The following is a 13,918-nucleotide window of genomic DNA, read 5'->3' as shown; positions in this document are numbered from 1 at the left end:
TCTGATCCTCTCTCGTTCACGCTCTCAGGACGCCGCCGGCTCGTCGCGGTCCTCCTGGCCACTTATTGCGTCGCGGCTCGCGTTCCCGATCCAGCACATGTCGCAGACCGGGTCGCCATGGGACAGAGTACGCCGGCGGCGATAGTGACCGCGCTGGCCATCCCCGGCGATGACGTCGGCACCGGGCCAGTCGTAGCGGCACCAGCTCTGCCGGAACGACTCCAGCGACTCAGGATCGTCCTCCGCCCGGGCGATGCGGCGCACGAAGCTCTGCGGCGGGCAATGGGTGAAATGCGTGAACAGGTCGTCCCCGTCCCGGCTGACCCGAACGGCGTAACCCGGCGCACCGGAGGGCGCGAAGGGAAACACCAGCAGCGCGCGGATGGTCCAGCGCAGCCGACGGCCGGAATCGCGGGTGAGCAGGCGCACGGGCAATGCGCTGAGCGCCAGCATCCGCCGGTAGATGTCCCAGCCGAGATCGGCGACCACCTGTCGCGCGGTCTCGGGCGCGATGCCACAAGCGCGCAGGCTGCGGTCGGCTGCAATCGTCCAGATCGCCATTTCCACCATCAGCCGGCTACCGAAAGTCGGAAGCTCTGCCTGCTGCGCATGGGGGCGAAGGCGGACGGTTTCCGCGGTCATCGCCACCACGAATGCCTCGATTTCGGGCGTCAGCCAACGGATCTCGCACCCCTCCGTGTCGCGCAGGCCGCGCGTGGCAAGGCCGCGCCCCGCCGCCCGGGCGACGATGCGCCCGATCAGCTTGCGTGCCAGCCACAAGCGGAGCGAACCGTCAGACATGGCCGACCTGATGGCCCGAGGTGATATCGATCGTCTCGGCACCCGACTCGTCCAGACACTCGGTTTCAGTCTGGAGCGTTACGAAGAAGAAGCCGTGATCGCGGCGCAGCAAGCGGTGCGCCCGTCGTTGCACCGCCTGCGGGTCCACGCCGTCACCCACGCGAAGGTGCGCCGAAAACACGTTCCGCCCGCTGGTCAATGTCCATGCGTGGACATGATGCGCGTCGTGCACACCGTCGAGCGCTTCCAGATCCGCGATCACCGAGTTCAAATCTATCTCGCTCGGCGCTGCCTCCATCAAGAGCCGCGCCGCATCCCGCAGGATGCCCCAGCTGGCCCAGAGCAGCACGAAGCCGAAAGCCATGCCCAGAAGTGGGTCGATCATCAGGAAACCGGTAAAGCGGATCACCAGCGCCGTGACGATGATGAGCAGGCTGCCCACGAAGGTCTGGATGATGTGCCAGAGCGCGCCGCGCACGTTCATGTCGCTCCGGCTCTGTTTCCAGATGAGGCCAAGCGAAATGAACTCCGTCACAAGACCCCCGGCTGCAGCAAGCAGCATTGGCCCTGTCGGCAGGTCGATGGGCGCGTTCAGCCGCATCGCGGCCATATAGATAACGACGAAGGCCATTCCGGCCAGGAACCCGCCATTCACCAGCGCGCCGAGGATTTCGGAGCGGTACCAGCCAAAGCTGAATGTTGCATCGGCAGGCCGCCGGGAAAGCCGGGCCGCGCCCACGGCGACGAGGATTCCGCCCACGGCGGAAAACGTGTGGAATGCATCCGACAGGACAGCGATCGATCCGGTCCAGAGCCCGATACCAAGCTCAATGATGAAATAGACGCCGGTCAGCCAGGCCGAGATGACCATACCCCGCCCGCTTGTCGGCATGTGCGATCCGTGTCCACGAATATGGAATTCTGTTTCGGAACTCATCGAACCTCCTTTCCGTGGCAGTTTATTGATGCCTCCCCACATGAAGAGCGCGCCCTATCCGCCCGACGCCACCGCGCGCTCCGCCGCCTTCTCGAGCGCTGATAGAACCGCTTCGGACGACAGGAGCTCGGGCAGGACGATACCCTCGGGAGCGCCGGGTCCATAGACAGCGTTGAACGGAATACCGTAGCGGTCGAAGGTCTCCAGATAGCGCGAGATTGCCTCGTCGGGCCGGGTCCAATCGGCCTGCATCGCCGTCACGCCCGGCGCGCGAAGGGCCGTTCGAACCGGCGCGCGGTCAAGCACGAGCGCCTTGTTGGCCTTGCAGGTGAGACACCAATCGGCGGTCACATCCACGAAAACCACCTCTCCGCGCGACACGAGCTTCGGAATTTCTCGACGGTCGAATGCGGCCCAGTCCGTCGCCGGCTTGGCGTTCGGCGTGCCGGCCGCAGAAAGGAATCCCGCCAGGAAGATGGCCAACGCGCCCGTGGCCGCAGCCCCGGACAAGCGAGCACCTGCGGCCAGGCGACTGAAAGACAGAATCACGACGAGGACTGCGCTGGCTGTCAGAACCGCAAGCGCGGACGTCATGCCACCGACACCGATCAGCACCCAGAACAGCCAGCCGGCTGTGCCCGCCAATGCCAGCCCCAGCAGGATCTTCAGCCACAGCATCCAGCGGCCCGGTTTCGGCAGGCGCGAGATCGCCGCCGGAAACGCGGCAACGATGAGATAGGGCAAGGCCAGACCGATCCCCAGGGCCGTGAAGATCACCGCGATATCGAGCAGCCGCCCGGCCAGCGCAAAGGCAACAGCCGTGCCCAGGAACGGCGCCGAACAGGGTGTCGCGAGGATGGCGGCAAAGGCACCTGTCGCAAAGTCGCCGCTATAGCCTTTGCCACCGCCGGCGCGGGCGAGCCGGGTCTGCAAGGAAGACGGCAGCTCGATTTCGAATGCCCCGAAAAGGTTGGCGGAAAACACGGCCAGGACAATGAACATCACCGCCAAGAATACGGGGTTCTGGAATTGCAGCCCCCAGCCCACGGTCATCCCCAGACCGCGCGCCGCGAGGGTCAAAGCGGCGAGCGACCACATGAACGCCAGAACGCCGAGTGCGGAGACGGCAAACCCCTTGCGAATACGGCCCACGCCCTGGTCGCGGCTCTTCATCGCCGAGGACAGCTTGATGGAGAGCACCGGCAGCACGCAGGGCATGACGTTCAGGACAAGACCGCCGAGGAAGGCGATTGCGGCGATCCAGGCCAGTTCCGCCAGACCCGGCAGCACGCGGTCCAGGGCGAAGGGCGGCTGCGGTGCTGCATCGGCCAACTCCGTGAACAGGCTGGCCGCACGGTCGCCATCGGTCACGGTGATCCGCAGATCGGGCAGATCCGCGGCCGCGCTCAGAACGGGCAATCGGGCCCAGAGCAGACGGCCCCCGTCGCCCAGACGAATATCCGGCTTGCCGAATGCCGTGCCCGCGCCCAGTTCGGGAAAGACATCCGGGCCCGCGAAGGGACGCTCACTGTGTGCGACCAGCGTCAGGGCGGTCATGTCCGGGTCGAGATAGGCCGACTGGATCGAGATACCGCTCTCAGCCCCCTCCTCCGGCACCTTTTCGGCATAGGCCGAGATGAGCGCCGCCGCATCCGCGTCGATTCCGCTGGCTCGTGGCAGCGACAGGGTCAGTGTGAACTCCTGCGGGACGCAAACGGTCGAGCAGGTCAGAAGCGTGACATTGGCGTTCAATCGCACCGGCGCGCCGGGGTCGGACAATGCGATACGCAGCGGAAATACGACCTCGTCGTGATATCCGAAATTCTCGATCCCGAAGGCCGTGAACCGTTCCGGGGCGGGCCAGAGCAATTCGACCTCTTCCACATTCTCCGATCCCGCCCAGTCGATCGAGGGCGGGATGCCGACCTCGCCCGGGGACCGCCAATAGGTCTTCCAGCCCTCGCCCAACTCCAGATGCAGCCCGGCGGACAGGGACGTCGCGTTCGGGCCGACTCCGTTTTCGGCTGCGATCAGACGCGCCTCGAGAGCCGGGTTGGAAAAGCTCCCGGATTCGGCGGCGTTCGACATACTGGCCAGCCCCGCGCCGAGAAAACCGAGGCAGACCAGCAGAATCAGCTTTGCGACGAAAAGCCGCGAGAATTTGTTCATCACGCTGTCTGACACTGGGACGTCCAATCTTCCTCGATTTCCATCTCGGCAACACGCAGAATGGTCTTCTCATCGATCTGGCCCTGGATGATCGTTCGCCCGATTATCAGGGCGGGCGTTCCAAAAATGCCGAATACCCGTGCGAGAGCAGCACTGTTTTCCAATTCTTCGGTAACAGGGGCGCTTCGCATGTCGGTAATCAGACGTTGGTGATCGACACCGATGTCTCGCGCCAAAGCCTGTAAATATTCCGGTGTCGCCACAAACGAGGATTTCATGAGCCGTTCATGAAATGCGACATAGGCACCCTGGCGTTTCGCCGCCAGCGCCGCCTTGGCCGCGACCTCCGACGATTGCCCGAGAAGCGGCAATTCGTGCCAGATGGCACGCAGGTTGCTGTCGGGACGTGCATCGAGCGCCGCAAGCGTCCTGGTCTGAACACGGCAATAAGGGCAATAATACTCTGTAAAAAACGCCACCGGAACGCGCTGTGTTGCAGACAGGTCATCGCCGTAGAGCGCACCGCAGATATCTGCCCTGACCCGCGCTTCGGCATCCGCCAGACTATCCGGACCCATGGCGTTCATTCCGATGAAGAGATCGAAGCCGCTCGAGCTTTCGCTGGCGGACAGCCTGCGAAAGCCCCGCGGGTATTGAACGTCCTCGAAGTTGAGTTCGGTCGAACCGAGTTCCGGAAAATACCAAAACCCGGCGTAGGCGGCCGCAACAGTCGCAAGAACTGCCAATGTATTCCGCCGTCCTTCAATCATATCCCGTCACCTTCACAACTATTCCAAAGCGAAGGCGAAGCCCTCCCTGCCGTCCCGACATTCAAGCACTGCCAGCCCACTGCCCGTTATTTCCTTTACCTCACAACCTGCAGGCAGGTCGGCCACCTGACCGCTCGAAGAGAGCCGGACATCACCGCTTCGCTCGCATTGCGCGATGGTCTGGGCGCAGGCGCCAAGTAAGAGCATCGCCCAAAGCGGCAGAAGACGGCGAACGATACCCAATCTCACCCCGGCCTAATTGGCGGCTACTTTTTGATCCACCTGGATCGCAACATCATCGGTCCGCTCGCTCTTCGTATCATGGCATGATTTTCCCATCATCTGATGCATGATCAAATGTGCGGCGACGCACAAAAGCAGAGGTGCGAAGACGTAGAGCCCGGAGGTCAATCCGCCCGCAAGTCCCCCCGTCATCACGAACGCTGCGATTGGAAGCAGCATTACCGCGCAGCAGGCCCACATGGCGTATTTCATCACCGGCATCGTGCTCGATTTCTCAACAGGAGTTTCAGATTCATTCATTTTCGTTGCATCTCCAAGCATACAGGAGATGGGCTAAAGCCTTCCTGCGCCGGAAGGTCAACGATACAAACCGATACAAAAATCACGGTCTTGTCAGGGGGCATCTGCTTGACCTTCCGGTGCTGGAAGGTGGTTTATCCCGCTAAAACAGGCAAGAAATAGATGTGAGAGCAGGTTATGATAAAAAATGGCGAAAAGCCCCTCAACCGGCGCGGATTTCTGGCGGCGGGTGCCAGCGGTGTTATCGCGCTGGCGACCCCAACACTCCTTCGGGCGGAGGAAGCGTCCGTGGTGAGGCGCAACATGTCTTCCTTCCGGCTACACGCTTGGCAGGATCACTTCGACAGCCTTGGCAAAGGCATCCTGCTCTCGGACACGAACACCAGGGTGCTCCAGCATTGGACTGCCGATGGGGAGATGCGTATCTATCCCACCTCGGTGCCGTTGTCCGACGAGCTGACACGCCGCGGTTATACCGAAGTGGTCTTCAAGGATGAGGCCCCCGATTGGGCGCCGACACCCTCGATGATCGAGCGCGATCCGACGCTGCCGCGCTATGTGGCGCCCGGGCCGGACAATCCGCTGGGTATTCGTGCCATGCACCTGAGTTGGCAGTACTATCGCATTCACGGCACCAACGACACGCGCAAGATCGGTCGCAAATCGTCGAATGGCTGTATCGGCCTTTATAACGAACAAATTGTCGGGGTTTTCGACAGATCGCCGGTTGGTACACAGGTCAAACTTATTTGACCGAAGCATTCGGTTGCGAGGGGCAAGAAAAGTATGAACAAGACATTGCTGGCGATCGTCGCCTTCTTTCTCGTCGGGGGGTTTGCGGTCTACTGGAATGCGACGCAACGGGCGACGCAAGGCACGGGCCATTCGATGATTCCGCCCGATACCAGCACCCTGGCCGAGGGCGCACCGATCGTCGAGGTGGCGCTTCCCGCCGAACTGTCGGCGGACGCGCAGATCGGAAAGCGGGCGTTCGACGCCAAATGCGCCGAGTGTCATGGTGCGAATGCGGCGGGCCAGAACGGCGTCGCCCCACCGCTTGTACACAAGACCTATGAGCCAAACCATCACTCCGACATGGCATTCGTCCTCGCGGCAAAAAACGGCGTCCGTGCGCATCACTGGAACTTCGGCAACATGCCGGCGGTGGAGGGTGTGACCGATGGCGACGTGAAAATGATCACGCGTTACATTCGTGAGCTTCAGAAGGAAAACGGCATCTTTTGAACGAAAGACGCAAAATCGAACCTGTCGGCTTGCTACGCGCGATGATTCTCTGCGCGCTTTTCGCATTCGGCTTGACCCCTCAGGGCGCTGAAGCCCATTCTTCTGCTCCCGCCGCGACAAGCTCAACGCACGCCGTGGTCGACGATGATCATGGCGAAGATCATACTGTCATCCAGGAGGCATTCGGACATTGCCATCCGGGAATTGACTGCGCACTTGCGGCGATCACGGTGGATTCAGAGCGCGCACACCCCGTCAGGCGTGCCGCGACCACGAAGGTCCGGCCTCCTCACGTGATCGGACCCGTCTCGAAATCAGGATTTGAAGGACAATGACATGAAACCTACAGGGATTATCACTTCCGCCGTGCTTGTCGGCGTGGCATCGGCGGCGCTCGCCCATAGCGGCGCGACCGGTATCGTGAAGGAGCGCATGGACGCGATGTCGGCAATGGGCAAGGCCGTGAAACACGGTCGCCCCGATGATGAGCGGCGAGACGGGGTATGATGCTGATACCGTGCGGCACGCTGCGGAAACCATCGGCATGCACGCTGGCGATGCCATGACCCGTCTGTTCCCGGACGGCAGCGCAGGCATGCCATCGGTCGCGAAAGACGCCATATGGAACGATTGGGAGAGCTTTGCAGGCCTGGCCGAGGAGTTGCACAGATACGCCGAAGGCCTGGCTCTTGCCGCTGACAACGCACCCGCAAGTCAGTCGGACACCAAGTCGAATACAAGCGCCATGATGGGCGGCTCCGACATGATGGGAGCCAACTCGATGATGGGCAGTGGTGACATGATGGCCGATGACACGATGGGGCGCGAAGAACTGGCCGAGATGCCCGCCAACGCGGTTTTCGCGAAGGTCAGCGACACCTGTTCGTCCTGTCACACCCGCTTCCGCGCGAAGGTGAAATGACATGAGGCGGGTTCTTGCAGGTGTTGCCGTCCTTGCCCTTTCCGGCACGGCGGCAATCGCGGCGTTGGTGGTTTGGCCGATTGGCCGACCGCCCGCCGAGATCGAGTTGACCGGCGATGTCCAGCGCGGTGCCTATCTGGCGCGCGCGAGCGGTTGCATCGCCTGTCACACGAATTTCGAGGATGGCGGCGCTCCGCTGGCGGGCGGTGCCCCGCTCGAAACCCCGTTTGGCGTCTTCTACCCGCCGAACATAACCACCGATCCCGAGCACGGCATCGGAGACTGGAGCCTGTCTGACTTCGCGATGACTGTCAGGCAGGGCGTTTCGCCCGATGGCGAGCCCTTGTTTCCGGCATTCACCTATCCGTTCTATGCGGATTTTTCCGATCAGGACGTCGCCGATATGTGGGCAGCATTCCAGACCGTCGCACCGGTAACCAACCCCGCACCACCGCACGATGTCGGTTTCCCGTTCAACCAACGCTGGGGCCTGAAACTATGGCGTGCGCTTTTCATGCATGATCCGCAGACCGAACCGGTGGAAGGAAAGAGCGTCGACTGGAACCGCGGCCGGCAACTCGTGCGCGGCGCCGCCCATTGCGGGGCCTGTCACACCGGTCGGAACCTCGCGGGCGGCCGGATGCCAGATGCCGTTTTTGCCGGCAACGACGACCTGCCCGGTGGAAACAAGGCACCATCAATCCTGTCCGACGATCTGGCAGATCGCGGATGGACCGTCGCCAATCTGTCATATGCTCTGCAAAGTGGTGTTACCCCGTCAGGAGACGTGTTCGGCGGCAGCATGGGTGAGGTTGTCCAGAACGGAACGCGGTTCCTCTCAAAGTCCGATTTGAAAGCGATGGCGATCTATCTTCTCGACAGCGATGTACCGGAAGGCAGGGCTTTGGCGGGGACGCCGAGTATCGGCAAAACCATCGATTGACACGGGCGGGGCGGCGTATCGCCCCGCACATTTCAAGGACACGGAAAAGATGACGACACGGCGAGAATTTCTTGAGCAGGGCGCGGCGACGATTGCGGCTCTGGCCGTTCCGGCCCTGGCGCGTGCTGCAACGCCACGCTTTGCCGAACTCAAGGCCCGGCCCGCGCGCGTCCAACTTGCACCCCCAACCTATCCCAAGACTGAAATCTGGGGCTATGACGGCGCGATGCCGGGACCCGAGTTGCGGATGGCTCAAGGCGCCCGCATCCAGAGATCGTTCCTGAACGAACTGCCGCAGGCAAGTTCGGTTCATTGGCACGGGATCCGCATCGACAACGCGATGGACGGGGTTCCCGGGCTGACGCAGCCAGCTGTCGAACCGGGACAGGGTTTCGACTATGATTTCGTGGTGCCGGACGCCGGCACCTACTGGTATCACGCGCACAACCGGTCAACCGAGCAGGTCGCGCGCGGACTCTATGGTGCGCTGATCGTGGAAGAGCCCGAGGCGCCGGATATCGACCGCGAGGAGGTATTGATCCTCGACGACTGGCTTCTCGATCCCGAAACGGCACAGATCGACCCCGACTTCACGTCACGCCATGATCGCAGCCATGCCGGGCGGCGCGGCAACTTCATCGCCACCAACGGGCGCTTTGATCTGTCGCTGGACGTGAAGCAGAACGAACGCCTGCGGCTGCGGCTGATCAATGCCGCCAACGCCCGGATATTCGTTCTTTCGATTTTCGGGATGGAAGGCTGGACCGTGGCCCTTGATGGCATGCCGCTGTCCGAGCCCAAGCCAGTAAGTGAGGTGCTGATCATTGGGCCGGGCCAGCGCGCCGATCTGATCGTGGACGTCACAGCGGCGTCGGGCGAGACAGCGCATCTTGTGCGCGTCGAGGATCAGGAGGGCGTCTCACAGGTGGCGTTTCCGGTATCGGGCCGCGCGGCGGCGGCGCGGCGCGGGTCGCCACATCCCCTGCCCCCGAACCCACGCATGGACATATCCGGCATGGAAAAAGCGGTAACGGCGCGGCTCAATATGCAGGGCGGGGCAATGGGCACACTCGATGCCGCCACCCTCGACGGCGAACGCAAGAGCTTTCGCCAGTTGGTCGAGGCAAACCAGTTCTGGTCCTTCAACGGGACGATCGGGATGACCGACACCCCGCTCGTGAGCGTGCCCGTGGGTGAGACGATCAAGCTGGAAATCTACAACGACACGTCCTTCCCCCATGCAATGCACCTGCACGGGATGCATTTCCGCGAGGTGACCAAGGACGCGGCCCTTGGTCCCTTCCGCGATACGCTGCTGATGTTCGGCGGCGAGACCCGGACCATTGCCTTTGTCGCCGACAACCCGGGAAAATGGCTGTTTCACTGTCATATGCTGAGCCATGCGGCTTCGGGCATGATGACGTGGCTCGAGGTGACATGATGCGGAAATACCTGATCCTGACCGTCATTCTGGTGTCCGGTGCGGCAGCAGGTGCCTGGCTCATGACGCAGGCCGGCACCCAAACCAGTGCTGCTCCGGAAGACTTCGATCTGGCGCAGGGCGAGGACCTCTACCAGGGCTACTGCGCCTCCTGCCACGGCGCGAATCTCGAGGGTCAGCCCGACTGGCATTCACCGGGCCCGGCTGGCGTGTTGCCCGCCCCACCGCATGACGAAACGGGTCATACATGGCACCATTCTGACAGCGTGCTCTTCGACTACACCAAGCTCGGCGGCAAGGCGGCCCTCGCCGCACAGGGCGTCGATTTTGAAAGCGGCATGCCCGGTTTCGGCGACCAACTGACCGACGATCAGATCTGGAATATCCTCGCCTATATCAAATCCACATGGCCGGATCGGCAACGGCAGATTCAGGCCGAACGCAGCGCCGCCGAAGCCCAGAGAGAAGGAAATTGACAATGCACCCGATGAAAACCACAGCCCTGGCGCTTGGTCTGGCTATCGCGCCGATTGCCGGCTTCGCGCAAGATCTGAGCGATGCTCGGATCAAGGAACTGGCGCTGGAAGCGATCCGGGAAAACCCGCAGATCATCATGGAAGCCGTGCAGTTGCTCGAACAGCAGCAGGCGGCTACGCAGGCAGACGCAGCTGCCGACGTTCTGAAGAACCAGCGCCAGTCGCTCGAACATGATCCGAACGCGCCGGTCCTCGGAAATCCCGACGGCGATGTCACGGTCGTGGAATTCTTCGACTACAACTGTCCCTACTGCAGACGGGCCATGTCCGAGGTTCAGGGGCTGCTCGATGCCGACCAGGATGTCCGGCTCGTCTATCGCGAATGGCCCATTCTCAGCGAAGGGTCTGTCTTCGCGGCCAAAGCCGCCCTGGCCGCGAGGGAACAGGACAAATACGAGGAGTTTCACTGGGCGCTGATGGGTATGGAAGAACGTGCCGAGGAAGCATCGGTCATGCGCCTGGCCGAGGAGATCGGGCTCGACGTCAAACGACTTCGTACCGATATGGACGAACCCGAAGTGCAGGAGCATATCGACGAGTCGATGCGCCTGTCCCAGGCGCTCGGCTTTAACGGAACACCGTCTTTCGTGATCGGAGACGACCTCGTGCCCGGCTTTGTCGAACAGGATCAACTGGAGGCTCTGGTCGACAAGACACGGGAAAGCGACTGATCTCGCTCGCCAGATCAGATGTTGGAATGGCGCCGGACCCGCCGGCGCCATTTTTCGTATCAGGTCGCTTTCGTATCAGGTCGCTGCCGGTGTTTTTGCATCATAGCCGGCATCGCGAATTGCTTCGGACACGGCCCGCTCGCTTAGAAAGCTCTCCACCTCGACAATATGCGCCCCAAGGTCACAGGAAACCCTGGCGGTTGGATCAATTGCCTTGATCGCCTTCTCGATTGCAGCGGTGCAGTGCCCGCAGCTCATGTCCGGTACGCTCAATCTGGTCATGCCTATCTCCTTCGAATTCCAGTTCAGGTGAGGTCTTCCACCGCAGGAAGGTCAAGGACGGAATGGAATATTTTTGAACCCTATTGACCTTCCATCAGGTGGAACCCCTATCTTTCGGACAAATCCAGACAGGAGTCCGCCATGCCAGATTCGCAAACCCTTCGGCTTTCCGTGCAGAACATGTCTTGCGCTTCATGTATCGGACGGGTCGAGCGGACCCTGTCCGCGCTGCCGGGCGTCGATGACGTCCATGTGAACCTCGCCAATGAGACCGCGCAGGCGCAGATCGATGCGCCCGAGCGGATCTCCGACGTCATGACAGCGCTGGATGAGGCGGGTTATCCGGCACGGACCCAGGATGTGCGTCTGAACGTGGCGTCGATGTCCTGCGCCTCCTGCGTGGGGCGCGTGGACAAGGCGCTGGCGGCGGTACCCGGTGTGCTGGAGGTCAACGTCAACCTCGCCTCGGAAACCGCGACCGTGACCTATGCCGAAGGGGCGGTGGAGCTTGCGGATTTGCTGAAGGCGGCCGAGGACGCAGGCTACCCTGCGGAGCCCGCAGAGGACACCGCCTCGGAGGATCGCAGCGCCCGCAAGGACAGCGAGGCCAAGGCGATGGCGCGAAAAACCGCGCTGGCCGCCGCCTTTGCCCTTCCCGTCTTCCTTCTGGAAATGGGCGCGCATGTCGTGCCGGGTGCGCATGACCTGATCGGGCGCACCATCGGCCATCAGACAAGCTGGATGATCCAGTTCGTGCTGACCACCATCGTGCTGGCCTGGCCGGGGCGTGCCTTCTACACCAGGGGCTTCCCGGCGCTCTTCAAGGGCGCGCCGGACATGAACAGCCTCGTCGCGGTCGGCACCTCGGCGGCCTATCTCTTTTCGCTGGTGGCCCTCTTCGCGCCCGCACTGCTGCCCGAAGGCTCGCGCGCCGTCTATTTCGAGGCGGCGGCGGTGATCGTGGTGCTGATCCTGCTGGGCCGCTGGATGGAGGCGCGCGCCAAGGGCCGCACCGGCGCCGCGATCCAGAAACTGCTGGGGCTTCAGGCGCGCACCGCGCGGGTTCTCGTTGACGGTGAGGCGCAGGACGTGGCGATCGAGAGGATCCGCGCGGGCGACATCCTCGTCGTGCGTCCCGGCGAGCGGATTGCAGTGGACGGAGAAGTGACCGACGGCAGCGCCCATGTCGATGAAAGCATGATTACCGGCGAGCCGGTGCCGGTGGCCAAGGGCACCGGCGATCCGGTCACGGGCGGCACGGTCAATGGCACCGGCGCCTTCCAGTTCCGCGCCACGCGCGTCGGCGCCGATACCACGCTGGCGCAGATCATCCGCATGGTCGAACAGGCGCAGGGCGCCAAGCTGCCGATCCAGGGCATGGTCGACCGGATCACGCTGTGGTTCGTGCCTGCGGTGATGGCCTTCGCGGCGCTGACGGTTCTGGTCTGGCTGGTCGTCGGCCCCTCGCCCGCGCTGTCCTATGCGCTGGTGGCCGGGGTGTCGGTGCTGATCATCGCCTGCCCCTGCGCGATGGGTCTGGCCACGCCGACCTCGATCATGGTCGGCACCGGACGGGCCGCCGAGATGGGCGTGCTGTTTCGGAAGGGAGACGCGCTGCAGCAATTGTCCGGCATCGGCGTCGTGGCCGTCGACAAGACCGGCACCGTCACCGAAGGCCGTCCGGAGCTGACCGACATGGTGCTGTCGGGCGGGTTCGTCCGGACCGAAGTTCTGGCACTGGTCGCTGCGGTCGAGGCGCAGTCGGAACATCCCATTGCCGATGCCATCGTCCGCGCGGCCCGGGCCGAAAACGTGGCGCGGCATGAGGTGGAGAGCTTCGAGTCGATTACCGGCCACGGCGTCCGCGCGCATGTCGCCGGGCGCGATGTCCTGGTCGGGGCCGACCGGCTGATGACCCGCGAAGGGTTGGAACTTGGTGCCCTCGCCGAGGCGGAAACGCGCCTCGCCGAACAGGGGCGCACCGCGCTCTTTGCCGCCATCGACGGGCGGGTGGCCGCGGTGATCGCGGTGGCTGACCCGGTGAAGCCTTCCAGCGCGGCGGCCATCGGTGCGCTGCACGATCTGGGACTGAAGATCGCCATGATCACCGGCGACAAGCGCGAGACGGCGGAGGCGATTGCAAGGGAAACCGGTATCGACCAGGTGATCGCGGGCGTTCTGCCCGATGGCAAGGTCGCGGCGCTGGACGATCTGCGGAAAGGCGGGCGGCAGGTGGCCTTCGTCGGCGACGGCATCAACGACGCGCCGGCGCTTGCGCATGCGGATGTGGGCATCGCCATCGGCACCGGAACCGATGTGGCGATTGAGTCGGCCGATGTGGTGCTGATGTCGGGCGATCTGCGCGGCGTGGTGAATGCCTATCAGGTGTCCACCCGCACCATGCGCAATATCCGCCAGAACCTGTTCTGGGCCTTTGGCTATAACGTGGCGCTGATCCCGGTGGCGGCGGGTGTGCTCTATCCACTGTTCGGCCTGTTGCTGTCGCCGGTTCTGGCCGCGGGCGCGATGGCGCTGTCCTCGGTCTTCGTGCTGACCAACGCGCTCAGGCTCCGCCGTGTGTCCCCCGCAATGGACGAGACGAGGTCGGTCCGCCCGGCCGCCAACCTTTACCCCGCCCCTGCCGAATAAGGAGGATTT

Annotated in this window: 16 protein-coding genes; 10 read left to right on the top strand and 6 right to left on the bottom strand. The window is 63.0% G+C overall.

Annotation, left to right across the window (positions count from 1 at the left end; genetic code table 11):
* Positions 1-24 precede the first annotated feature (24 nt).
* The 5 genes from Mame_RS25205 to Mame_RS25180 form a co-directional block, all read right to left on the bottom strand.
* Complete coding sequence (locus Mame_RS25205; RefSeq protein WP_018065810.1) at positions 25-801, bottom strand: hypothetical protein; 777 nt, start codon at positions 799-801, stop codon at positions 25-27.
* Entirely contained in the window at positions 794-1,672 is an 879-nt protein-coding gene (locus Mame_RS25200) for a cation diffusion facilitator family transporter (protein WP_018065811.1), read from the bottom strand. Before Mame_RS25200 ends, Mame_RS25205 begins: the two co-directional genes overlap by 8 nt.
* Positions 1,673-1,792: 120 nt before the next feature.
* Entirely contained in the window at positions 1,793-3,907 is a 2,115-nt protein-coding gene (locus Mame_RS25195) for a protein-disulfide reductase DsbD family protein (RefSeq protein ID WP_018065812.1), read from the bottom strand.
* Positions 3,907-4,677, bottom strand: coding sequence for a DsbA family protein (locus Mame_RS25190; RefSeq protein WP_018065813.1), 771 nt, complete (start codon positions 4,675-4,677; stop codon positions 3,907-3,909). Before Mame_RS25190 ends, Mame_RS25195 begins: the two co-directional genes overlap by 1 nt.
* A 255-nt stretch (positions 4,678-4,932) precedes the next feature.
* Positions 4,933-5,220, bottom strand: a complete 288-nt coding sequence (locus Mame_RS25180; RefSeq protein ID WP_207903861.1) for a DUF2933 domain-containing protein — start codon at positions 5,218-5,220, stop codon at positions 4,933-4,935.
* Between the two features lie 177 nt (positions 5,221-5,397).
* Between Mame_RS25180 and Mame_RS25175 the strand changes: the two genes are divergently transcribed.
* Genes Mame_RS25175 through Mame_RS25145 form a run of 9 tightly spaced genes read left to right on the top strand, consistent with a single transcriptional unit; the run spans position 5,398 to position 10,978 of the window.
* Positions 5,398-5,973, top strand: coding sequence for a L,D-transpeptidase (locus Mame_RS25175; protein ID WP_018065816.1), 576 nt, complete (start codon positions 5,398-5,400; stop codon positions 5,971-5,973).
* Positions 5,974-6,006: 33 nt separating this feature from the next.
* Positions 6,007-6,465 (top strand): c-type cytochrome, encoded by a 459-nt coding sequence (locus tag Mame_RS25170; protein WP_018065817.1) that lies wholly within the window; start codon positions 6,007-6,009, stop codon positions 6,463-6,465.
* Entirely contained in the window at positions 6,462-6,800 is a 339-nt protein-coding gene (locus Mame_RS26950; RefSeq protein ID WP_155122302.1) for a hypothetical protein, read from the top strand. The genes Mame_RS25170 and Mame_RS26950 overlap by 4 nt, the downstream gene beginning before the upstream one ends.
* A gap of 1 nt (position 6,801) precedes the next feature.
* Positions 6,802-6,972, top strand: a complete 171-nt coding sequence (locus Mame_RS27645) for a hypothetical protein (RefSeq protein WP_207903860.1) — start codon at positions 6,802-6,804, stop codon at positions 6,970-6,972.
* Positions 6,947-7,387, top strand: coding sequence for a cytochrome c (locus tag Mame_RS25165; protein WP_207903859.1), 441 nt, complete (start codon positions 6,947-6,949; stop codon positions 7,385-7,387). The genes Mame_RS27645 and Mame_RS25165 overlap by 26 nt, the downstream gene beginning before the upstream one ends.
* A 1-nt stretch (position 7,388) precedes the next feature.
* On the top strand, positions 7,389-8,330 hold the full coding sequence (locus tag Mame_RS25160) for a cytochrome c (RefSeq protein WP_018065818.1): 942 nt from the start codon (positions 7,389-7,391) through the stop codon (positions 8,328-8,330).
* Positions 8,331-8,379: 49 nt separating this feature from the next.
* Positions 8,380-9,771 carry a multicopper oxidase family protein gene (locus Mame_RS25155; RefSeq protein WP_018065819.1) on the top strand — a complete coding sequence of 464 codons (1,392 nt, stop codon included), beginning with the start codon at positions 8,380-8,382 and terminating at the stop codon, positions 9,769-9,771.
* Positions 9,768-10,247 (top strand): c-type cytochrome, encoded by a 480-nt coding sequence (locus Mame_RS25150; RefSeq protein WP_018065820.1) that lies wholly within the window; start codon positions 9,768-9,770, stop codon positions 10,245-10,247. Before Mame_RS25155 ends, Mame_RS25150 begins: the two co-directional genes overlap by 4 nt.
* A gap of 2 nt (positions 10,248-10,249) precedes the next feature.
* A complete protein-coding gene (locus Mame_RS25145) occupies positions 10,250-10,978 on the top strand; it encodes a DsbA family protein (RefSeq protein WP_018065821.1) in 729 nt (242 codons plus the stop codon).
* A 75-nt stretch (positions 10,979-11,053) separates the two neighbouring features.
* Here the strand turns inward: Mame_RS25145 and Mame_RS25140 are convergent, their stop codons facing one another.
* Positions 11,054-11,260 carry a heavy-metal-associated domain-containing protein gene (locus tag Mame_RS25140; RefSeq protein ID WP_018065822.1) on the bottom strand — a complete coding sequence of 69 codons (207 nt, stop codon included), beginning with the start codon at positions 11,258-11,260 and terminating at the stop codon, positions 11,054-11,056.
* Positions 11,261-11,401: 141 nt separating this feature from the next.
* Here Mame_RS25140 and Mame_RS25135 point away from each other — a divergent pair, with 141 nt between their 5' ends.
* Positions 11,402-13,909 (top strand): heavy metal translocating P-type ATPase, encoded by a 2,508-nt coding sequence (locus tag Mame_RS25135; RefSeq protein ID WP_018065823.1) that lies wholly within the window; start codon positions 11,402-11,404, stop codon positions 13,907-13,909.
* The last annotated feature ends 9 nt before the right edge of the window (positions 13,910-13,918 follow it).

It is taken from the genome of Martelella mediterranea DSM 17316, assembly GCF_002043005.1.
Taxonomy (GTDB): Bacteria; Pseudomonadota; Alphaproteobacteria; order Rhizobiales; family Rhizobiaceae; genus Martelella; species Martelella mediterranea.
Note: the sequence above shows the minus strand (reverse complement) of the source record. Positions and strands in the feature narration are given on the sequence as shown.